Origin of the sequence: Streptomyces sp. NPDC002619 (genome assembly GCF_042889305.1) — a bacterium.
Lineage (GTDB): Bacteria > Actinomycetota > Actinomycetes > Streptomycetales > Streptomycetaceae > Streptomyces.
This window is the reverse complement of record NZ_JBIAQV010000004.1, coordinates 143,608-165,328: the sequence shown is the minus strand read 5'-3', so window position 1 is coordinate 165,328 and position 21,721 is coordinate 143,608. Positions and strand designations below refer to the sequence as shown.

17 protein-coding genes and 2 pseudogenes are annotated in these 21,721 nt (G+C 71.5%); 14 read left to right on the top strand and 5 right to left on the bottom strand.

What is annotated here, in order from left to right; translation table 11 throughout:
* The first annotated feature begins 45 nt into the window (after positions 1 to 45).
* The 6 genes and pseudogenes from ACFYXB_RS10045 to ACFYXB_RS10020 all read left to right on the top strand — a co-directional run bounded on the left by ACFYXB_RS10045 (position 46) and on the right by ACFYXB_RS10020 (position 5,290).
* Entirely contained in the window at positions 46 to 618 is a 573-nt protein-coding gene (locus ACFYXB_RS10045; RefSeq protein WP_351352579.1) for an XRE family transcriptional regulator, read from the top strand.
* 86 nt (positions 619 to 704) lie between these two features.
* Positions 705 to 1,673: an NADPH:quinone oxidoreductase family protein gene (locus tag ACFYXB_RS10040; RefSeq protein ID WP_389579857.1), complete on the top strand. Its 969-nt coding sequence runs from the start codon at positions 705 to 707 to the stop codon at positions 1,671 to 1,673.
* Positions 1,670 to 2,851 carry an acyl-CoA dehydrogenase family protein gene (locus tag ACFYXB_RS10035; RefSeq protein WP_389579855.1) on the top strand — a complete coding sequence of 394 codons (1,182 nt, stop codon included), beginning with the start codon at positions 1,670 to 1,672 and terminating at the stop codon, positions 2,849 to 2,851. Before ACFYXB_RS10040 ends, ACFYXB_RS10035 begins: the two co-directional genes overlap by 4 nt.
* Positions 2,848 to 3,930, top strand: coding sequence for an acyl-CoA dehydrogenase family protein (locus tag ACFYXB_RS10030; protein WP_389579853.1), 1,083 nt, complete (start codon positions 2,848 to 2,850; stop codon positions 3,928 to 3,930). Before ACFYXB_RS10035 ends, ACFYXB_RS10030 begins: the two co-directional genes overlap by 4 nt.
* 182 nt (positions 3,931 to 4,112) lie before the next feature.
* Positions 4,113 to 4,978: pseudogene (locus ACFYXB_RS10025) on the top strand (phosphatidylinositol-specific phospholipase C/glycerophosphodiester phosphodiesterase family protein).
* Between the two features lie 117 nt (positions 4,979 to 5,095).
* Entirely contained in the window at positions 5,096 to 5,290 is a 195-nt protein-coding gene (locus tag ACFYXB_RS10020; RefSeq protein WP_351367021.1) for a hypothetical protein, read from the top strand.
* Position 5,291: 1 nt separating this feature from the next.
* Here ACFYXB_RS10020 and ACFYXB_RS10015 read toward each other — a convergent pair whose 3' ends face one another.
* From ACFYXB_RS10015 to ACFYXB_RS10000, 4 genes and pseudogenes are all read right to left on the bottom strand, one after another.
* Positions 5,292 to 6,488 carry a phosphodiester glycosidase family protein gene (locus ACFYXB_RS10015; protein WP_389579850.1) on the bottom strand — a complete coding sequence of 399 codons (1,197 nt, stop codon included), beginning with the start codon at positions 6,486 to 6,488 and terminating at the stop codon, positions 5,292 to 5,294.
* 117 nt (positions 6,489 to 6,605) lie between these two features.
* Positions 6,606 to 6,964, bottom strand: a pseudogene (locus tag ACFYXB_RS10010) (DUF779 domain-containing protein).
* A 94-nt stretch (positions 6,965 to 7,058) separates the two neighbouring features.
* Positions 7,059 to 7,406 (bottom strand): VOC family protein, encoded by a 348-nt coding sequence (locus ACFYXB_RS10005; RefSeq protein WP_351367027.1) that lies wholly within the window; start codon positions 7,404 to 7,406, stop codon positions 7,059 to 7,061.
* A gap of 49 nt (positions 7,407 to 7,455) precedes the next feature.
* Positions 7,456 to 7,884: a PaaI family thioesterase gene (locus tag ACFYXB_RS10000; RefSeq protein ID WP_389579846.1), complete on the bottom strand. Its 429-nt coding sequence runs from the start codon at positions 7,882 to 7,884 to the stop codon at positions 7,456 to 7,458.
* A 66-nt stretch (positions 7,885 to 7,950) separates the two neighbouring features.
* Between ACFYXB_RS10000 and ACFYXB_RS09995 the strand changes: the two genes are divergently transcribed.
* The 5 genes from ACFYXB_RS09995 to ACFYXB_RS09975 all read left to right on the top strand — a co-directional run bounded on the left by ACFYXB_RS09995 (position 7,951) and on the right by ACFYXB_RS09975 (position 15,999).
* Entirely contained in the window at positions 7,951 to 8,379 is a 429-nt protein-coding gene (locus ACFYXB_RS09995) for a MarR family winged helix-turn-helix transcriptional regulator (RefSeq protein ID WP_388505735.1), read from the top strand.
* A gap of 278 nt (positions 8,380 to 8,657) precedes the next feature.
* Complete coding sequence (locus ACFYXB_RS09990) at positions 8,658 to 10,730, top strand: SpoIIE family protein phosphatase (protein WP_389579843.1); 2,073 nt, start codon at positions 8,658 to 8,660, stop codon at positions 10,728 to 10,730.
* A gap of 72 nt (positions 10,731 to 10,802) precedes the next feature.
* The gene (locus tag ACFYXB_RS09985) at positions 10,803 to 13,283 is read left to right on the top strand and encodes a SpoIIE family protein phosphatase (protein ID WP_389579840.1); all 2,481 of its coding nucleotides are present in this window, start codon (positions 10,803 to 10,805) and stop codon (positions 13,281 to 13,283) included.
* A gap of 480 nt (positions 13,284 to 13,763) precedes the next feature.
* Positions 13,764 to 14,522 (top strand): IclR family transcriptional regulator, encoded by a 759-nt coding sequence (locus ACFYXB_RS09980; RefSeq protein ID WP_389579838.1) that lies wholly within the window; start codon positions 13,764 to 13,766, stop codon positions 14,520 to 14,522.
* Positions 14,523 to 14,649: 127 nt separating this feature from the next.
* Entirely contained in the window at positions 14,650 to 15,999 is a 1,350-nt protein-coding gene (locus tag ACFYXB_RS09975) for a PP2C family protein-serine/threonine phosphatase (protein ID WP_389579836.1), read from the top strand.
* Here the strand turns inward: ACFYXB_RS09975 and ACFYXB_RS09970 are convergent.
* Positions 15,968 to 16,393 (bottom strand): ATP-binding protein, encoded by a 426-nt coding sequence (locus tag ACFYXB_RS09970; protein WP_389579834.1) that lies wholly within the window; start codon positions 16,391 to 16,393, stop codon positions 15,968 to 15,970. The genes ACFYXB_RS09975 and ACFYXB_RS09970 overlap by 32 nt on opposite strands.
* 197 nt (positions 16,394 to 16,590) lie before the next feature.
* Here ACFYXB_RS09970 and ACFYXB_RS09965 point away from each other — a divergent pair, with 197 nt between their 5' ends.
* The 3 genes from ACFYXB_RS09965 to ACFYXB_RS09955 all read left to right on the top strand — a co-directional run bounded on the left by ACFYXB_RS09965 (position 16,591) and on the right by ACFYXB_RS09955 (position 21,610).
* Positions 16,591 to 17,358 (top strand): IclR family transcriptional regulator, encoded by a 768-nt coding sequence (locus tag ACFYXB_RS09965; protein ID WP_389579831.1) that lies wholly within the window; start codon positions 16,591 to 16,593, stop codon positions 17,356 to 17,358.
* Between the two features lie 41 nt (positions 17,359 to 17,399).
* On the top strand, positions 17,400 to 18,914 hold the full coding sequence (glpK, locus tag ACFYXB_RS09960) for a glycerol kinase GlpK (RefSeq protein WP_389579829.1): 1,515 nt from the start codon (positions 17,400 to 17,402) through the stop codon (positions 18,912 to 18,914).
* A 305-nt stretch (positions 18,915 to 19,219) separates the two neighbouring features.
* Complete coding sequence (locus tag ACFYXB_RS09955) at positions 19,220 to 21,610, top strand: ATP-binding cassette domain-containing protein (RefSeq protein ID WP_389579827.1); 2,391 nt, start codon at positions 19,220 to 19,222, stop codon at positions 21,608 to 21,610.
* Positions 21,611 to 21,721: the final 111 nt, after the last annotated feature.

Sequence of the window (21,721 nt, the reverse complement as noted above, 5' to 3'; positions counted from 1 at the left end):
GCCTGCGGGATTGACAAATGTCTTTGCCGATCCTGCAATATCGGTATGAGTACAGACGACGTTCTCGCGGAGGTCGGCCCGAGGCTGCGTCGGATCCGCAAGGAGCGGGAGGTGACGCTGGCGGGGCTGTCCGAGGCGACCGGTATCTCGGTCAGTACCCTCTCGCGGCTGGAGTCCGGACTGCGCAAGCCCAGCCTGGAGCTGCTGCTGCCGATCGCGCAGGCCCACCAGGTGCCCCTCGACGAGCTGGTCGGCGCGCCGCCGGTGGGGGATCCGCGGGTGCGGGCCAAGCCGATCGTGCGGCACGGGCGGACGTATGTGCCGCTGACCCGCCAGCCCGGCGGACTCCAGGCCTTCAAGGTGCTCGAACCGAAGCGGCGCACGGAACCGGAGCCGCGTACGCATGAGGGGTACGAGTGGCTCTATGTGCTGTCCGGGCGGCTCCGGCTGGTGCTCGGGGAGCACGACGTCGTGCTGACGGCGGGGGAGGCGGTCGAGTTCGACACCCGGGTGCCGCACTGGTTCGGGTCGACGGGGGAGGGGCCGGCGGAGTTCCTGAGCCTCTTCGGGCCGCAGGGCGAGCGGATGCACGTGCGGGCGCGGCCCAGTCGTTCGTGACGCGCGTGACTGTTCCCTGATGGGCAAGCGACCGCTTAGTATGCGATCGACCCCGGTCAGACGAAGCAGTCCCGTGGAGGCACCGCATGCAGGCATGGCAAGTGCACGAGAACGGCGAGCCGAGCGAGGTGATGCGGCTCCAGGACGTGGAGCGGCCCACGCCCGGCGAGGGCCAGGTGCTGCTGAGGGTGCGTGCCGCGAACATCAACTTCCCGGACGTGCTGATGTGCCGTGGCCACTACCAGGTCCGGCCGCCGCTGCCGTTCACGCCTGGCGTGGAAATCTGCGGGGAGACGGAGGACGGCCGCCGCGTGATCGCCAACCCGGCGCTGCCGTACGGCGGATTCGCCGAGTACGCCGTCGCCGACGCCGCCGCTCTCCTCCCGGCGCCCGACTCCCTCGACGACGCCGAGGCCGCCGCGCTGCACATCGGCTACCAGACGGGCTGGTTCGGCCTGCACCGCCGCGCCCACCTGGAATCCGGCGAGACGCTGCTCGTGCACGCCGCCGCGGGCGGGGTCGGCAGCGCGGCCGTGCAGCTCGGCAAGGCGGCCGGTGCCACGGTCATCGGTGTCGTGGGCGGCGCCGAGAAGGCCGCCGTCGCCCGGGAACTGGGCTGCGACGTGGTGATCGACCGGCGTGCCGAGGACGTCGTCACCGCCGTGAAGGCGGCCACCGGCGGCCGCGGCGCCGATGTGATCTACGACCCGGTCGGCGGCGAGGCGTACACGCAGTCCGCCAAGACCGTCGCCTTCGAGGGCCGGATCGTCGTCGTCGGCTTCGCCAGCGGCACGATCCCCAGCCCGGGGCTCAACCACGCCCTGGTCAAGAACTACTCGATCCTCGGCCTGCACTGGGGCCTGTACAACACCAAGAACCCGAAGCTGGTCCAGCACTGCCACGAGCAGCTCACCGAACTGGCCGCCCGGGGTGCGATCAAGCCGCTGGTGAGCGAGCGGGTGCCGCTGAGCGAGGCTGCCGCGGCCGTCCAGCGGGTCGGCGACGGCGCCACCACCGGCCGCGTCGCCGTCGTACCGAACGGAGCCGCCGCATGACCGACGCAGCCGAACTCACCCACCGCACGGCCGAGTTGCTGGCCGCCCACCCGCCGGCCACGACGGACCGGGCGGACTTCCTGAAGGCACGCTTCGACGCGGGGCTCGCCTGGGTGCACTACCCGGAGGGCCTCGGCGGACTCGGTGCCCCGCGCACCCTCCAGGCCGTGGTGGACGCCGAGTTGGAGGCCGCCGGCGCCCCCGACAACGACCCGCGGCGCATCGGCATCGGGCTCGGCATGGCCGCGCCGACGATCCTGCGCTACGGCACCGAGGAACAGAAGCAGCGGTTCCTGCGGCCCCTGTGGACGGGCGACGAGGTCTGGTGCCAGCTGTTCAGCGAGCCCGGCGCCGGGTCCGACCTGGCCGCGCTCGGCACCCGGGCCGTGCGGGAGGGCGAGCACTGGGTGGTGAACGGGCAGAAGGTGTGGACCTCCAGTGCCCATCTCGCCCGCTGGGCCATCCTCATCGCCCGCACCGACCCCGACGTGCCCAAGCACGCCGGCATCACCTACTTCATCTGCGACATGACCGACCCCGGCGTCGAGGTGCGGCCGCTGCGCCAGATCACCGGCGAGGCCGAGTTCAACGAGGTTTTCCTCACGGACGTCCGCACCCCCGACTCCCGCCGCCTCGGCGAGGTCGGCGACGGCTGGCGGGTCGCGCAGACCACGCTGAACAACGAACGCGTCGCCATCGGCGGCATGCGGCTGCCCCGCGAGGGCGGCATGATCGGCCCGGTCTCGAAGACCTGGCGCGAGCGTCCGGAGCTGCGCACCCACGACCTGCACCAGCGCCTGCTCAAGCTGTGGGTCGAGGCCGAGGTCGCCCGGCTCACCGGCGAACGCCTGCGCCAGCAGCTCACGGTCGGCCAGCCCGGACCCGAGGGAGCCGGCATGAAGCTCGCGTTCGCCCGCCTCAACCAGGAGATCAGTGGCCTGGAGGTCGAACTCCTCGGCGAGGCGGGGCTGTTGTACGACGAATGGACCATGCGCCGCCCCGAACTGGTCGACTTCACCGGCCGCGAGGCCGGCTACCGCTACCTCCGTGCCAAGGGCAACAGCATCGAGGGCGGGACCAGCGAGGTCCTGCTGAACATCGTCGCCGAGCGCGTCCTGGGCCTGCCCGCCGAACCGCGCACCGACAAGGACGTCGCATGGAAGGACCTGGCCCGATGACGACGCAGCCCGATCTGCTCTACTCGGAGGAGGAAGAGGCGCTCCGCGCCGCGGTTCGCGATCTGCTCACGGATCACTGCGACGCGGCGGGGGTGATCGCCCGCACCGAGTCGGACGCGCCGCACGACCTCGCCCTGTGGAAGGCGCTCACCGACCAGATGGGCCTGGCCGGGCTGCTGGTCTCCGAGGAGCGAGGCGGCCAGGGTGCCACGCACCGCGAAGCCGCCGTCGTCCTGGAGGAGTTGGGGCGCGCGGTCGCGCCCGTGCCCTATCTGACCAGTGCGGTGGTGGCCACGCAGGCCCTGCTGGCCTGCGCTGACGACGAACTGCTCGGGCGGCTCGCCTCCGGGCGGACGATCGGCGTGCTCGCTGTCGGACTGCACGTGGGTCCCGGCGCCGGCTTCAGGACCGTACGCCTGGAAAACGGCATCCTGTCCGGCGAGTTGACCGGCATCGCCGACGCGGCCGTAGCCGACGTGCTGCTCGTACCGGCCGACGACGGCGACCTGTACGCCGTGGACGCCTCCGCCGTGACCGTCACTCCGCAGGTGTCCCTCGACCTCACCCGGCCGCTCGCCACCGTCACCCTCGACGGAGCCCCGGGGCGGCGCCTCGGCCCAGCTGAGCCCGCCGTACGCCGTGCCCTGCGCGCCGGTGCCGGGCTGCTCGCCTCCGAGCAACTGGGCCTCGCGGACTGGGCGTTGACCGAGACGGTTCGGTATCTGAAGGAGCGCAAGCAGTTCAACCGTCCCATCGGCGGCTTCCAGGCCCTCAAGCACCGGCTCGCCCAGCTGTGGCTGGAGGTGGTCAACCTCCGCGCCGCGGCCCGTGCCGCCGCCGACGCCCTGGCCACCGGTGAGGACGCCGACGTGACGGTGGCCGTCGCCCAGGCCTACGCGGCGACCGTGGCCGTGCGCGCCGCGGAGGAGGCGCTGCAACTGCACGCCGGTATCGGCATGACCTGGGAGCACCCGATCCACCTCTACCTCAAGCGGGCCAAGGCCGACTCGATCGCCTACGGCACCGCGGGCACCCACCGCGAAACCCTGGCCGAACTGGTCGACCTCCAGGCCCCCTGACGTACACCTGAAGGACGACAGGAGAAGCCCGCCCCACCTGGGGCGGGCTTCTCCATGCACTGCTCGGGTGAAGTGAACACACGGCGGCTGTCCGGCCAACTCCCCGCACGCACAGGCCTCTTGAGGCCCGATCGCACGCATACTCCCTTCGGTCCCGTACGGCCCTACAAGGGAGGCAGAGCATGGCCCTCACCACCCGTCGCAGAGCCCTCACCACCCTCGGCGCCGCCCTCTCGCGGGCGCGGTCGCACTGCCCGCCACGCACGCGTGGGCGGGCGGCGGCAACCACGGCCCGCGTCCACTGTGGCGCGCCCACGCACACAACGACTACGACCACCCGCGCCCCCTTTTCGACGCCCTCGACCATCGCTTCGGCAGCGTCGAGGCCGACATCTTCCTCGTCGGCGACCAGCTCCTCATCGCCCACGACGCCACCGACCTCGACCCGACCCGTACCCTGGAGTCCCTCTACCTCGACCCGCTGGCCGCCCGCGTCCGGGCCAACCACGGTTCGGTCTACCGGGGTTGGCGCAGGCCCCTGCAGCTCCTCATCGACATCAAGACCGAGGGCTCGTCGACGTACCTGGAACTCGACCGCCATCTCCAGCGCTACAAGCACCTGTTCACGACGTACGCGAACGGCCGCATCCACCCCGGTCCGGTCACGGCCGTGATCTCCGGCGACCGGGCCGCCCGTGTTCCCATGGAGGCACAGACCGTCCGACGGGCCTTCTACGACGGCCGGCTCAGCGATCTCGGCACCTCGGCGCCCGCCTCCTTCGTCCCGCTGATCAGTGACAACTGGACGCTCAACTTCACGTGGCTGGGCGTCGGCCCGTTCCCGGACGCCGAGCGGCAGAAGCTGCGCGGCATCATCGGGGCCGCGCACGAGCGCGGGCAGCAGGTCCGGTTCTGGGCCACCCCGGACGCGGCGGGCCCGGCGCGGGACGCGCTGTGGTCGGAGCTCCTCGCCGCCGGCATCGACTACTTCAACACGGACGACCTCGCGGGCCTGGAAGCGTTCCTGGACGCCCACCCGTCGGCCTAGCCGCAACCCGACACCACTCTATCGGGGGACGTGTCAGCCGCCCGGACGAACCCTCCGCTACGCCACACTTGCGGCCGAACGCCGCGAAGTGCGCGTGGCGGAGGAGGTTCGTTCGCGATGGCCGTTTCCATCTCTGTGGTGCTGTTGCTCCTGATCATTGTGGTGATCTACATGCGCAACGGCGCGTTGAAGATCTCCCACGCCCTGATCTGCATGCTGCTCGGGTTCTACCTGGCCGGTACGAACATGGCGCCCACCATTCAGAGCGGGCTGACCGCGACCGCCGGCCTCGTGGGCGGTTTGCGGCCCTGAGTCACGGCGCCGAGAACACCCCGATGCCGTTGGGCACCGGGCGCTCCGCGCCGCCGCTCGGATGGTTGCGCACGCTCACCGCAGTCGCCCCCGGCTTCCGGGCGACGAGCGTCGTCGAGCCGCCGCCGTCCAGGCTGAACGCGTCCTGCGACCCCAACGTCCGCATCTCGTCCGCCACTTCGGCGATGGTCAGACCGGTGTTGTAGGCGGGGGCACCGTCCACGGCGAGCAGCAGCACGCGGCGTCCGCCGTTCGCGATGCCCACGGCGGTACGCACGGCCGCCGTCTTCGCGTCGAGCCCGGACAGCGGCTGCCCGCCGCGCAGTACCGGGTAGCCGCCGAGGGCGAAGCGGTACGGGATCTTCGACGAGGACGCCACCATCCGGTGCCGTACCGTCACCTGCTCGCCCGTGGCCAGCTTGCGCAGTTGCCGCGCGCCCTCCTCACGGCCCACCAGGACCGTGGTGCCGTCGGCGATGCCACCGCTGCCGGGGGTGCCGGAGGCCGAGACGACCCGGCCGTTGCGGACCGTCACCTCGTAGGTGTCCGTGCTGCACGGCGCCGCCCGGATCGTGTCCGTGCCGCAGGTCGCGCGGACCCGCGAGACGGTGCCCCACCGTGAGGTGAACGCGCCGACCGAGTTCACGGGCAGCGCGTACTGGTTGAACCCGCCGAGCGCCAACTGCCCCTCGGGCGTGCGGACGGAGCCGAGCAGGGTGAGGTGGTCCAGGCGGGCCCGCCGGTCGACGCCCATACCGAAGACCTCACGGGTGTCCGTGCCGGGCGGCAGCGAGGGACCGAACCGCTGGCCCTTCGGCACCGCGTACTTGAGCGCGACGCCGTGCGCGATCGCCGGCCCCACTGTCGCGCCGGTCGCCTGGACGCCCGGGTGCTGGGTCTCGTCGATGTTGAAGAAGTCGCCGTTGACGCCCGCGACCGCGCCGGCCGCGTCGGCCAGGTGGGAGACGGGTGCGCGGGCCGCCACCGCGCCCGGATACAGCAGGTCGAGACGGACGTGCGGATCGTTCAGGTCGACGGTCAGCAGATGGGCGTGGGTGAGGCCCTTGGCCGCCTGGATGTCGAACTCCTCGTAGCTGACGCCCGGCGCGACGGCGGTGTCGGCCTGGACGGCGCCGGCCGGTGCCGCCCCCGCCAGGGCCGCACCGGCCAGCACGCCGAGCGCCGTGAGAAACGTCATTGTCGATCTGCCCGCCGGGAACCGTGCATGGCGATGCGTCACTTCGCTCCCTGAAGTCTCGTCAAGTGTCGTAGGACTCAGGGGAAGTGCATCAGACGGGAGTGTCCGCGGCGGTGGCTAGCCGTCGACCACACGAGAACGGGTGAGGAAACGCACCCCTTCGGGTGCCTCGAGCGAGAAGCCGCTGCCGCGTCCCGGTACGACATCCACGATCAGCCGGGTGTGGCTCCAGACCTCGTACTGACTGCGCGACATCCAGAACGTCACCGGCTCCTCGACGTCCTCCACCTCAAGCTCGGCCAGCAGCACGTCCGAATCACCGGTCCGGAACTCACCAACCGGGTAGCGCATGGGCGCACTGCCGTCGCAGCACCCTCCGGACTGATGGAACATCAACGTGCCGTGTGAGTACCGCAGTTGTCGCACCAGCTCGCGGCCTTCGGGGTGAGCTCGACACGCGGAACCACCTGCTCCATGGTCACCGTCCTGGACCTCCGCATCGGGTGGAACCAGTGTCACGGGTCGTCAGGATGGCGTCGAGTGCGCGGCGTTGGTCAAGGACTCGTCCCGTCAATTGTGGCTGAGCACGTTGACGACGTGGCCGTCGGGGTCGCGGACGAAGAAGCGGCGTACTCCCCATTCCTCGTCCGTGAGCGGGTGCACGATCTCCGCGCCGCGCCGCCGCATCGCCTTGTACACCGCGTCGACGTCCTCGACCTCGATGCTCAGGTCGGGTGTGACGGGGGCCGTCCAGTCGTCGGTCATGAGGCTCAACTGCGCGGTGGGGTTCTCGGCGGCGGCCAGGGTCACGATCCAGCCGTGGTTCATGACCTCCTCGAGGCCGAGCAGCCCGTAGAACTCCGTGCTCCGGCGCAGCGCGGTCGACTGGAGGTTGGGGACGACACGGCGAACGTACATCTCGCGGCTCCGCTGGTCGGGTCGGATGCGGTGGACGGACGCGTCCAACCTAGCCTTTCGCGTGCTCCGCCACCGCGATCGTGCCCTGGGCCACCGCGCACAGCTTCTCCGTGCCGGCGGTGTCGACCGTGGACAGGTCGCAGCGGCAGACGGCGAGCGTGCGGCCCGCCCGGACGACGTGGGCGCAGGCGCACAGGACCGCGCCGCTCGCTGGGCGCAGGTAGTCGATGCTGTACCCCGCGGTGATCAGACGCGGGCCGAGGACGGACCCCGCGGCGAAGGTCAGGGTGTTGTCCGCCGCGTAGCCGAGCACACCGCCGTGCAGGAAGCCGTAGTGCTGGAGCAGTTCTTCGCGGATGTCCAGTTCGAGGGCGGCCTCGCCGTCGCCGAAGGCCGTCAGACGGGCGCCCAGCAGCACGCTGAAGGGCTGCGCCGCCAGGGTCTTCCGGGCGAGTTCCAGGTCCAGGACGTCAGTCATACGAGACCTCACTTCACTAGTGAAGCGAGGGTGGCGCCGGACCCGGCCGTCTGTCAAGATCGGCCCATGCCCGAGCCCTCCGACCAGCGCCTGTTCTTCCTGCTGCAGCGCGCTGCACACCAGCTGCGCACCTCCGCCGACCGGCGCTGCCTGGCCGCCGCGGGGGTCACCACGCCACAGCTCGGCGCGCTGTACGCGATACGCGACCGGCCCGGCCTCACCCAGGCGGAGCTGGCCGGCACCCTCGGTCTGCGTGAGTCGGCGATCACCGGGCTGGTCCGGCGGCTGACGGTGGCCGGGCTGCTCGCCAAGGCGCCACACCCCCGTGAACACCGGGCCGTGGTCCTGGAGTTGACCGACGCCGGGCAGGCCGCCCTGAACGCCGCCCAGCCCGAGGTGGACCGGTTCAACGCCGAACTGCGGGCCCTGCTCGGAGAGGACGGGTTCCTCCGCACCGCCGAGGCGATGCGACGGCTGGCCTTTTGGGAGGCGTGAGGAACGGCGGGGCGGCGGGGTGGCTCTGGGTGTGTGGCCGTCCCGGCGTGCGTACCCAGGGGTGCGTGGCCGTCCCCGCGTGCGTACCCAGGGATGCGTGCGCATTCCGGCGTGTGTGGCCACGGGTGCGTGGCCGGGCCCGGCGGAGGGACCATGGAGACACGTGCACGGCGTGCGCCGTCCGCTGCCCGCCCGATGCACGGCGTCCGGGCACCGCCCGGTCCCGGGAGCCGCCTGCAGGGCGGCGGTACCCGCCGACGGACGGAGGGAGGAGCGGCATGGCGACCGACCCCTTCCGGGCCGACGGCGTGATGCGGTACCCCGGGTCGTACGACCGGTACGGACTGCTGGACATCCTCGGCGTCGCCGCCGTGGTGCTGGACTCCGACGGCCGCATCGTGTTCTGGAGCTCGCAGGCGGAGGATCTGTTCGGCTACAGCGCGGGTGAGGCGCTCGGCAAGTACGCGGCCCGGCTCTTCGTCCACGAGGAAGACCTCGACGTGGTGCGGAACCTGTTCGCCGAGGTGATGATGAGCGGCGCGAGCTGGGCCGGCGCCTTCCCCATCCGGCACAAGGACGGCAGCACCCGGCTCCTGGAGTTCCGGAACATGCGCCTGCTGGACAACCTCGGAGAGGTCTACGCCCTCGGCATCGCCGCGGACCACGACACCCTCCAGCGGGTCGAGACCGACCTGGCGCTGTCCGAGCGCCTGGTCTCCCAGTCGCCCATCGGCCTGTCGATCAAGGACACCGAGCTGCGGTACCTCACCGTCAACCCGGCGCTGGAGCGGATCAACGGCATTCCGGCCCGTGCCTGCCTCGGGCACACCCTCCGCGAGATCCTGCCTGGTCTCGACGCCGACGCCATCGAGGGCGCCCTGCGCCGCGTCCTCGACACCGGCTGTCCCCTGCTCGACCGGTACACCGAGGGCCGTACCCCCGCCGATCCCGACCACGACCACGCCTGGTCGATGTCGTACTTCCGGCTGGAGGACGCAGGCGGACGCGTGCTCGGCGTGGCCGACTCGGTCGTGGACGTCACCGAACGCCACCGCGCGGCCCTGGAGCTGGCGCGAGCGAGCAAGCGGCTCGAGCTCATCGCCGAGGCGTCCGCCCGGGTCGGCACCACCCTGGACGTGAAGCAGACCGCCCAGGAACTCGCCGAGGTCGCCGTCCCCGAGCTCGCCGACGTAGCCGCGGTGGACGTGCTCGACACCGTGCTGTCCCTCCAGTGCGCCACACAGACCGACGGACCGGCGCTCTTCCGCGCCCTCGCCCTGGTCGCCGACCGGCCCACCGAGGCCGTCCGGGCCGCCGACCCGCCCGGTGAGCTGGCCACCTACGCCGCCGACCGGCTGGTCACTCAGTGCGTCCACACCGGGCAGCCCGTCCTGGTCCAGCACGTGACCGAGCGCGACCTGCCGCGCATCGCCCGCGCCCCCGGCGCCGCCGCCCTGCTCGCCCGGGCCGGTGTGCACTCCTATCTCGCGGTCCCCCTGATCGCGCGCGGCGAAGTGATCGGCGTGCTCGACCTCAAGCGCGCACGCAATCCGCTGCCCTTCGGACAGGACGACGTCGTGCTCGCCGGTGAGCTGGCCGCCCGGGCCGCCGTCGGCATCGACAACGCTCGCTGGTTCCAGAGCGTGCGCAACACCGCGGTCACCCTCCAGCGCAGCCTGCTGCCCGACGACCCGCCGCGGCTGACGGGCCTGGAGGTCGCCTTCCGCTACCGGCCCGCGTACGCCGCGAGCGAGGTCGGCGGCGACTGGTTCGACACCATCGCCCTCGGCGACGGCAGCACCGTCCTGGTCGTGGGGGACGTCATGGGCAGCGGCATCGACGCCGCCGCGACCATGGGACGGCTGCGCACCGCCGCCCGCACCCTCTCCGACCTGGACTTCGACCCCGCGCAGGTGCTCCAGCACCTCGACCAGACCGTCAGCGGCCTCGAGCAGTACATCGCGACCTGCCTCTACGCCGTGTACGACCCCCACCGCGGCGAGTGTCACCTGTCCAACGCCGGACATCTGCCGCCCGCCCTGGTGCGCTCCGGCCGGCCCCCGGAGCTGCTCAGCCTGCCTACCGGCGCACCGCTCGGCGTCGGCGGTGTCACGTTCCTCAGCACCACCGTCGACCTCGACCCCGGTGACCTGCTCGTCCTCTACACCGACGGTCTGATCGAAACCCGCCACGACCCGATCGACGACCGCCTCGACGCCCTCCTCGGTCTGCTCAGGTGCCCCGACCGGTCCCTGGAGGAGACCTGCGACCGGCTCCTCGGCGCGCTGCGCGCCCCCGACTGCCATGACGACGCCACCCTGCTCCTCGCCCGCACGCGCGCCACCGACTAGCCGGCCGGCCGCTCGGACCGGTCACGTCGGACGGGTGGGCGGGAAACTATTGTGGGGTACAGGATGGGTTCGATGGCTTCTGGGGCTTTTGGGCGACATGGTACCGACGCGCCTCCCACCGAGGGACCGCGCGCGCACTTCGACGCGTCCAACGACGCGGTGGCGGTGGTCCGCGCGGACGGCACGGTGATCGGCTGGACCCTCGGCGCCGAGGCGCTGCTCGGCTACACCGCCGCGGAGGTCGTCGGCAGCTCCGCCTCCCGCCTGCTGGCGATGCCCGGGGACCCCAGGCGGGTGGCCGCCATCGCGGAGCGGTGCCGTACGGGCGTGGGCTGGAACGGTGTGATCCCGGTACGGCACCGCGACGGCCGGCGCATCGAGGCCGACCTGCGCGTCTCACCGGCCTTTCGCATCGGCGAGGACGAATGCTTCCTCGGCTCCATGCGGGAACAGCGGCCGCAGTGGACCGTCGGCCAGTCCATCCTGGAGGGCTTCCTGACCCGCTCACCGGTCGGCATGGCGGTGATGGACCGCGAGCTGCGCTACGTGTGGCTGAACGACACCCTGGAGAACTTCGGCGGGGTACCCCGCGAGCAGCGGCTCGGACGCCGGATCAGCGAGCTGCTGCCCGGGCTCCAGGGGGAGACCCTCGAAGTCCTGATGCGCAAGGTCATGGCCACCGGCATCCCGGTCGTCGACCACGAGTACGCGGGCTGGAGCTGGTCCGATCCGCACCGCGAGCACGCCTACGCCGGCTCGTTCTTCCCGCTCCTGGACGGCGCCGACGCCGTCACGGGGGTCTGCTACATGGTCACCGATGTCACCGAGCGGTGGCACGCCCGGCAGCTGCTGGCACTGGTCAACGAGGCGGGGAGCTTCGTCGGCAGAACCCTGGACGTGATGCGGACGGCACAGGAACTCGCCGACTTCGCCGTGCCCCGCTTCGCGGATTTCGTGGCTGTCGACCTGCTGGAGACCGTGCTCAGCTCGGAGGGACACGGGACCTGGCTCACGGACGCCGGCCCCCCGACCGCCCGGCCCACGTTGCGCCGGGCCGGCCTGAACTCGGTGCGCGAGGGCTCCCCGGAGGCGATCGCTCAGGTCGGGGACCCGGTGGCCTTCGTTCCGCCGCCCCACGACGTGATCAGACTCACCGACGCGGACCCGATCTTCACCCCGGTGCTCGACCCGGACGATCCCGTGTGGGAGGACGAGGCGCCCCTCCGCGCCGCCAGCATCCGCGAGTTCGGGCTGCACTCCCTCATCTCCGTGCCGATGCTGGCACGGAACACCGTCCTCGGACTGACCACGTTCATCCGCTCGGTCAACCCCGTCTCCTTCCAGCAGGAGGACGTCCTCCTTGCCCGGGAACTGGTGGCCCGCGCCGCGCTCTGCGTCGACAACGCCCGCCGCTACACCCGCGAGCACGCGGCGGCGGTCACCCTGCAGCGCAGTCTGCTGCCCCACGCCCTGACGGGCGGCACGGCGCTGGAGGTGGCCTCCTCCTACCTGCCGGCGGACCCGACGGGCGGCGTCGGCGGCGACTGGTTCGACGTGATCCCGCTGTCCGCGGCCCGCGTGGGCCTGGTCGTCGGTGACGTGGTCGGACACGGCATCGCCGCCGCCGCGACCATGGGCCGGCTGCGTACGGCGGTACAGACCCTCGCCGACATGGAGATGCCGCCCGACGAACTGCTGGCCCACCTCGACGACCTCGTGCTGCGGCTGAGCGAGGGGCAGTCGGGCAACTCGGTGGCCGACGAGTCCGTCACGCCGTTCCTCGGGGCGACGTGCCTGTACGCCGTCTACGACCCGGTGACCAGACGCTGCACGATGGCCCGGGCCGGACATCCACCCCCCGTCGTCGTCGACCCCGAGGGCCGCGTCTCCTTCCCCGAACTGCCCGCCGGGCCTCCGCTGGGCCTGGGCGGCGTGCCGTTCGAGTCCGCCGAGCTCGAACTCGACGAGAACAGCTTGATCGGCCTCTACACCAACGGCCTCGTCGAGGGACCCGACCACGACGTGGACCAGGGGCTGACCCGGCTCGGCGAGGTGCTGTCCCGGCCCGCCACGGACCTGGAGGAACGGTGCGCCGACGCCGTACGGGAACTCATGCCCGTGCCGCAGCCCGACGACATCGCCCTCCTGCTGGTGCGGACGCACGCCCTGGGCGCCGACCGCGTCGTCTCGTGGGACGTGCCCGTGGACCCCGCAGCCGTCGCTGACCTGCGGGCCCGGGCAACCGACCAGGTGGCCGAGTGGGGCTGCGCGGACCTGGCGATGACGACGGAACTCATCGTGAGCGAGCTGGTCACCAACGCCATCCGCTACGCCACCCCGCCCATCCGGCTGCGGCTGATCCGTGACACCCGCCTGACCTGCGAGGTCTCCGACGCCAGCAGCACCGCTCCACGACTGCGGCACGCCCGCAGCACGGACGAGGGAGGCCGGGGCCTCTTCCTGGTGGCCCAGCTCGCCCATCGCTGGGGCGCCCGCTACGAGGGCGGCGGAAAGGTCATCTGGGCCGAACAGGAGATCCCGGAGGGGTACTGAGCCACTGGGCCCGGCGGATCAGGAGTTGAGGTCCTCGGCGGACGCGGCGAGCGCCTTGAAGGCGCTTCACTCCCCCGGGGCCGGGGCGGTCCGTGTCGCTCCAGGTAGCCGGGTGTGGCGCAGGAGCCGTATTGCGTCGCTCGGACGTCCCGAGCCCATCGGCTCCACCACCCTGGCGGGCACCAGGGCGTAGTGCATATATGGTTCAGGCGCTCGTCGTGCCGGTGCACCAGCAGCGACGCCGGACCCGGCACCGCCGCGTAGTCCCTACACGGCGTAGGACACGGCGGCCCACGTGCGGCGGCCCTGCTCCCACCCCGCCATGGACGCCCGTCGGGGCCCGCGGCGGAATTGTCCGCCGCCCGCGCCGGAAGGCGGACCTGCACGGGGTGCCGGACGTCGGCCCGCACCACGTGCGTCGGCCCTGCTCCGCCCCCGCGCGCCTTGCCCGTTCGAGGTCCGCGGAGCACCCTGGTTGTTATGGGTGCGGACGGCGGCCCCACGCTCATCGCCTCCGTGCAGCGGGCGTTCCGCCTGCTGGAGGCGGTAAGTGCGCACGTGAACGGCGCGCCGGCGAAGCAGTTGGCGCGCGAGACGGGCCTGCCCCTGGCCACCGCCTACCACCTGCTGCGCACCCTGGTGCACGACGGCTACGTACGGAAGCTGGGCGACGGCGGGTTCGTCCTCGGCGACAAGGTGCAGCTGCTGCAGACGACCGGCCGAGCGCAGGCGCTGCTCAGCCGGGTCCGGCCTACGCTCGCCGCGCTGCGGGACGAGCTCGCGACCGCGGCCTACCTGACCTTCTACGAGGATGGCGAGATCCGGGTCGCCGAGATCGTCGACGGTCCCCGGGCACCCCGGGTCGACCTCTGGGTGGGATTCGAGGACGCGGCGCACGCCACCGCGCTGGGCAAGTCCGTGCTGCGCGAAATGGATGAGGACGCCCGCAAGGACTACCTCTCCCGGCACCACCTCGCCGACCTCACCCCGCAGACCATCACCAGCCCTCCCGAGCTGCTCCGGCGGATCGACTCCTCGCCCGTGGCCCCGGCGGTGACGGACCTGGAGGAGTACACCCTCGGCACCGTCTGCGTCGCCGTGCCCGTCTACAGCGGCGACACGCTCGGCTCACTCGGCGTGTCGCTCCCGGTGGACCGGGTGTCCCGGGTCGAGGAGATACGGGCGCGGCTGATCCCGACCGCGAGCCGCGTGACCAGGAGCCTGTCGCTCACTATCTGAAATCCCCGTCCTTGTGACATCCGACTCGAACGTATTTCCTGGATAAAAGGGACATCTCGGGAGTTGTGCTCCCGTGCATGGATCCCGCGTACGAATCCGGCCCACAGATGAGGACTGCGGTAGAGACATGCGTCAGGCTCGAGACCTTCGTGGCGGCCACCGGCCGAGGCTGCCGATCAGGAACCCTGCCGACTGTCCCGGAGCGCAGGCGCACCGGCGGGCCGTCGCACAGCTCGCCACCGGCGCGCCCGTGGTGCCCGTCCTGGTCATCGCCGTGATCGCGCTCCTCGACCTTGCCGACGGGCCGGGGACGAACTGGACGCCCCTCCTCGCGGCCGGACCCGCGCTGGCGACCACCACCAACGGGCCGCGCGGAGTCCTTTGCATCGGTCTTCTCGCCGGCGTGCTGGGCGCGCTGCTCGGCATCCAGGACGGTGTGCACGGCCGCGAGCTGGCCGCGGTGCTCTCCGCCTTGCTCGCCGTCACCTTGGCCGGCGCCCTGGCGAGCGCGCTGCGCGGCCGGCGCGAACGGGTGCTGGCGGCCGTGCGCTCGGTCGCGGAGGCCGCCCAGCACGCGCTGCTCAAGCCCGTACCGGAGCGGGTCGGTCCGTTCCGGGTGGCCGTCCGCTACAGCGCCGCGGCCGCGGAGGCCCGCATCGGCGGAGATCTCTACGCCCTGGTGCCCACGCCGTACGGGATCAGGCTGATCGTCGGCGATGTGCGCGGCAAGGGCCTGGCGGCCGTGGAGACCGCCGCCCTCGTGCTGGGCGTGTTCCGTGAGGCCGCGTACGACGAACCCGATCTGCTGGCCGTCGTCGGCCGGATCGAGCGGAGCCTGGCCCGCAACCTGGGCCACGACGACTTCGTCACCGCCGTGGTCGCCGGATACCCGTGGCTTGGCCGGCTCGAAGTGGTGAACTGCGGACACGCGCCGCCGCTGCTGGTCCGTGGGTCCGGCACCGTCGCGGCGGTGGAGCCCGCCGATCCCGCCCCGCCGCTCGGACTGAGCGTGCTGTCGGGCGGCGCCCCCAGTCTGCAGGTGCTGCCCTTCGACGACGGGGACCAGCTGCTGCTGTACACCGACGGGGTCACCGAGGCCCGCAATCACGACCGCGAATTCTATCCGCTCGCCGAAGGGCTGCGCCGCCATCTGTCCGACGACCCGGGCCGTACCCTCACCGCACTCCACGACGACCTGCTGACGCACGTCGGCGGCCGGCTGCACGACGACGCGGCGCTGCTCCTGCTGCAGAAGCCGGCCGAACCGGCGTTCCCCGCGCAGGCCGCCCCCGAATCGGAGTCCGACGCCGTCCGCCCCGCCGCGTCCCTCTCCGTCGTCGAGGGCGGCGCCTGGCGCAGCGACCGCGCCGAGCACCCGTGCTTCCCTCGTGCCGCTTTCACCCCCATGGAGCCCTCCATAGGGCCCTCCGTAGGCCCCTGCACCCTCATGCCGAGACGAGATCCGCCCATCGCGTGACTCCGCCGGAGTGGACACGGATGCCGTGCTGTGTCGCCAGTGCATGCACGATCTGCTCGCCCCGGCCGTGCTCGTCCGGGTCGATCCCGGCGGGCGTCTGACCCACCGCGAGGGCGCGTCCCGCGTCGGTGACCTCGACACGCAGGATGCCGAGTCCGTCGTTGCCCTCCCAGGACAGCCGCAGCTCCGCCGGGGGCAGAGCGTGGATGATCGCGTTGGTGAGCAGCTCCGACACCACCAGAAGCGCGTCGTAGGTGATCTCCCGGCAGACGTCCCACTCGGCGAGGACCGTCCGCACGCGCCTGCGTACGGCCGAGACGGCCTCCTCGATGTGCGGCAGCGGCCAGACCTGCTCCACCGCCACCAGAGGCGTCGTATTGAGCTGTAGCGCCATCTCGTCTCCTCGGGTGAGCGCAGTCGGCCCATCGCCGCTTCGCAGGGCACGGTGCCGGGCCGTAAAGGACGGTAAGGAGCCGGGCGAATCGGGTCAATGAACCCGGGTCGGCATTACCGAACGGCGGCTCGCCACCCCGTGTGACCTGCCGACCTGCACGTACGGCGGACGTGCCGCGGCGGAACTACGCTCGTTCTATGGCCGGACCGGTCCAGTCGATCGAGCGTGCGGCGGCGATCCTGAGGCTCCTCGCCGGCGGGCCCCGCCGACTCGGGCTCGGTGAGGTGGCGGCTTCGCTCGGGCTGGCGAAGGGCACCGCCCACGGCATTCTGCGCACCCTCCAGCACGTGGACTTCGTGGAGCAGGACGCGGCGACCGGCAAGTACCAGCTGGGCGCCGCCCTGCTGCATCTCGGCACCAGCTACCTGGACGTCAACGAACTGCGCTCGCGCTCCATCAACTGGGCAGACGCCCTCGCCGCCCGCAGCGAGGAGGCCGTCCGCCTGGGCACCCCGCTGGAGGGACAGGTCCTCGTCGTGCACCACGTCTTCCGGCCGGACGACACGCTCCAGACGTTGGACGTGGGCGCACTGCTCCCGCTGCACGCCTCTTCGCTCGGCAAGGTTCTGCTCGCCTTCGGAGCCGCGCCCGTGGAAGCCGTTCCGGAAGCCGGCCTCGACGCCTACACCCGGCACACCCTGACCACCGCGGTGCAGCTCACCCGGGCGCTCGCCGAGATCAGGGAGCTGGGCTGGGGGGCCGAGGTCCAGGAGATGAGCATGGGCGAGGCCGGTATCGCCGCGCCGATCCGCGGACAGGGCGGTCTGGTGGTGGGCGCCATCTGCGTGTCGGGCCCGGTGGAGAGGATCTGCGACAGCCAGGGCCGCCCCCGGCCGAGCCTCCTCACCCTGCTCCGGGAGGCCGCGCGGGCGATCTCCAGAGACCTGGGTGCGGCCCGCTGGTGATCGCGCCGCCCAGTCGAGACATCGGAAGGCAGAATCCGATCATGGTTGAACGGTATGTACTGTCCATCGATCAGGGCACCAACTCCACCCGCTGCATCCTGTTCGACCATCAGGGGCGACTGGTGTCCGTCGCCCAGCGGGAGCACCAGCAGCACTTCCCCAAACCCGGCTGGGTCGAGCACGACGCCCTGGAGATCTGGCGCAGCCTGCGGCGCGTGGTGCCCGAGGCGCTGTCCGACGGCGATGTCGGCTCCGCCGAGGTCGCGGCCATCGGCATCGCGAACCAGCGCGAGACGACCGTGCTCTGGGACCGGCTCACCGGTACCCCGGTGAGCCGGGCGATCGTCTGGCAGGACACCCGTACGGCGACGCTCGTCGACGAGCTGAGACGGCGGCCCGGTGACGAGTACTTCCTCGAGCGGTGCGGCCTGCCTCCCTCCACCTATTTCTCCGCGCTGCGCATCCGCTGGCTGTTCGACCACGATGAGGGGATACGCCGGCGCGCCGAGGACGGCGAGGTGCTGTTCGGCACGATGGAGAGCTGGCTGATCTGGAACCTCACCGGCGGCGCGGACGGCGGTCTGCACATCACCGACCCCACCAATGCCAGCCGCACCATGCTGATGAACCTCCGCACGCTCACCTGGGACGAGGAGCTGCTGGAGTTCTTCGGGGTGCCCCGCCCGATGCTCCCCGAGATCCGCTCCTCAGCCGAGACCTACGGCGAGGCCCGCACGGTCCTGCCCGGCGTCCGCATCACGGCCGCCCTCGGCGACCAGCAGGCCGCCCTGTTCGGCCAGACCTGCTTCTCCCCGGGCGAGGCGAAGTGCACGTACGGGACGGGCAGCTTTCTCCTGCTCAACACCGGCAGCGATGTCGTGCGCTCACGGCACGGACTGCTCACCACCGTGGCCTACAAGATCGACGACCAGCCGCCGGTCTACGCCCTGGAGGGCTCGATCGCCGTCACGGGCTCGCTGGTGCAGTGGTTTCGCGACCGGCTGGGACTGATCAACAGCGCACCGGAGATCGAGACCCTCGCGCGGACGGTCGAGGACAACGGCGGCTGCTACATCGTCCCCGCGTTCTCCGGCCTGTTCGCGCCGCGCTGGCGCAGCGACGCGCGCGGCGTCATCGTCGGTCTCACCTCGTACATCACCAGTGGACACCTGGCCCGGGCCGTCCTGGAGGCCACCGGCTGGCAGACGCGGGAGGTCGTCGACGCCATGAACGCCGACTCCTCGGTGCCGCTGAAACAGCTCAAGGTGGACGGCGGCATGACGGCGGACAACCTGCTCATGCAGTTCGTGGCCGACGTGCTCGACGTACCCGTCGTACGGCCCATGGTCGCCGAGACGGTCTCCCTCGGCGCCGCCTACGCCGCCGGCCTCGCCGCGGGCTACTGGCCGGACCTGGAGGTCCTGCGCCGCAACTGGCACCGGGCCGCCCAGTGGCTGCCCGACATGGACCCCGCACACAGGGAAGCGGAGTACGACAACTGGCAGCGGGCCGTCGAGCGCTCCCTGGGCTGGATCAGACCAGCGGGATCCCCCTGAACATCGCGCAGCAGGCCCTGGTCACCGCCTGCTGGTCTCTGCTTCAGCCGGCTGGTCAACCGGGGGCGTGGCCTGGTCTCCAGGCCGTCGGTCCACCGGACTCCCGGAGGGGCCACCGGCGTCGTTCTGCTCCTGCTGGGTGTGACGGTGGCGACAGGCGTCCGACCACGACGGCGAGCGGTTGAGCCCGTCCTTGATCGGAGCGAGCGTCGGAATGCCGCCCCACTCAGGTCAGGAATGGAGAAGCGCCCGTGCCCGTGCCGCACGTACCGTGACCCTGGACCTCACCATCGGATGGAGACAGGATGAGCATGGCCACGGAGACGGACACACTGTCGCCCGCTACGCACGTCGCCGACAGTCACGAGCTGATCCGTGTGGTCGGCGCGCGCGAGAACAACCTCAAGGACGTCAGCATCGAGATCCCGAAGCGACGGCTCACGGTGTTCACCGGCGTCTCCGGCTCGGGCAAGAGCTCCCTCGTGTTCAACACCATCGCGGCGGAGTCGCAGCGGCTGATCAACGAGACCTACAGCGCCTTCGTCCAGGGCTTCATGCCGACGCTGGCGCGGCCCGAGGTCGACGTACTCGAAGGACTGACGACCGCAATCATCGTCGACCAGCAGCGGATGGGCAGCGACCCCCGCTCCACCGTCGGCACCGCCACCGACGCCAACGCGATGCTGCGCATCCTCTTCAGCCGCCTCGGGCAGCCGCACATCGGCTCGCCCAAGGCGTTCTCCTTCAACGTCGCCTCGATCAGCGGCGCGGGCGCGGTCACCCTGGAGCGCGCCGGACAGACCGTGAAGGAGCGGCGCAGCTTCAGCATCACCGGCGGGATGTGCCCGGGCTGCGAAGGCCGGGGCACCGTCACCGCCCTCGACCCCGCCCAGCTCTACGACGACTCCAAGTCGCTCTCCGAGGGCGCGCTCACCATCCCCGGCTACAAGCCGGGCGGCTGGAACTACCGCCTCTACACCGAGTCCGGCTTCTTCGACCCGGACAAACCGATCCGCGAGTACACCAAGAAGGAGCTGAACGACTTCCTCCACCGCGAGCCGACCCGGATGAAGATCGCGGGCATCAACATGACCTACGAAGGTCTGATCCCGCGTATCCAGAAGTCGATGCTCTCCAAGGACCGGGAGGGTATGCAGCCGCACATCCGGGAATTCGTGGACCGCGCGGTCACCTTCACGACCTGCCCCGAGTGCGACGGCACCCGGCTCAGCGTCGGCGCCCGCTCGTCGAAGATCGACGGGATCAGCATCGCCGACGCCTGTGCGATGCAGATCAGCGACCTGGCCGACTGGGTGCGCGGCCTCGACGAGCCGTCGGTGGCGCCGCTGCTCGCCGCGCTGCAGCACAGCCTCGACTCGTTCGTGGAGATCGGCCTCGGCTATCTCTCGCTGGACCGGCCCGCGGGCACCCTGTCGGGCGGCGAGGCGCAGCGCGTCAAGATGATCCGCCATCTCGGCTCCTCGCTCACCGACGTCACGTACGTCTTCGACGAGCCCACCACCGGTCTGCACCCCCATGACATCCAGCGGATGAACGGCCTGCTGCTGCGCCTGCGGGACAAGGGCAACACGGTGCTCGTCGTGGAGCACAAGCCCGAGGTGATCGCCATCGCCGACCATGTCGTCGACCTCGGCCCCGGCGCCGGAAGCGCGGGCGGCACCGTCTGCTTCGAGGGCACCGTCGAGGATCTGCGGGCCGGCGGCACCATCACCGGCCGCCACCTCGACGACCGGGCCGGCCTCAAGGACACGGTGCGCAAGCACACCGGCACCCTGGAGATCCGCGGCGCGACGACGCACAACCTGCAAGGCGTCGACGTCGACATCCCGCTCGGGGTGCTGGCCGTCGTCACCGGCGTCGCCGGCTCCGGCAAGAGCTCGCTCGTGCACGGGTCGGTCCCGGCCGGGGAGGGCGTCGTGTCGGTCGACCAGGGCGCGATCCGTGGCTCGCGACGCAGCAACCCGGCGACGTACACCGGACTGCTCGAACCGATCCGCAAGGCGTTCGCGAAGGCGAACGGCGTGAAGCCGGCGCTGTTCAGCGCCAACTCGGAGGGCGCCTGCCCCGCCTGCAACGGTGCCGGGGTCGTCTACACCGACCTGGCGATGATGGCCGGCGTCGCCACCACCTGCGAGGACTGTGAGGGGAAGCGGTTCGACGCCTCGGTCCTCGAGTACCACTTCGGAGGCCGCGACATCAGTGAGGTGCTCGCGATGTCGGTGACCGAGGCCGAGGAATTCTTCCGCGCCGGCGAGGCACGTACGCCGGCCGCGCACAAGATCCTGGAGCGGCTCGCCGACGTCGGGCTCGGCTACCTCAGGATCGGTCAGCCGCTCACCACGCTGTCCGGCGGCGAGCGGCAGCGCCTCAAGCTGGCGACCCACATGGCCGACAAGGGCGGCGTCTACGTCCTCGACGAGCCGACCGCCGGCCTCCACCTGGCCGACGTGGAGCAACTGCTCGGTCTGCTCGACCGGCTGGTCGACTCCGGCAAGTCGGTCATCGTCGTCGAGCACCACCAGGCGGTCATGGCGCACGCCGACTGGATCATCGACCTCGGCCCCGGCGCCGGTCACGACGGCGGCCGGATCGTCTTCGAGGGCACGCCCGCCGACCTGGTCGCCGCCCGCTCCACCCTCACCGGTGAGCACCTCGCGGAGTACGTCACCGCCTGACGGGGGCGCCCCGCGTCCTCCCGATTCGCCGGGGCCGCGCCGCGGCCCCGGCGAATCGCGTCCGGATGCCGCCTGACTCCGCGAAGACCTGGATGAAATCCATTTCAGCGG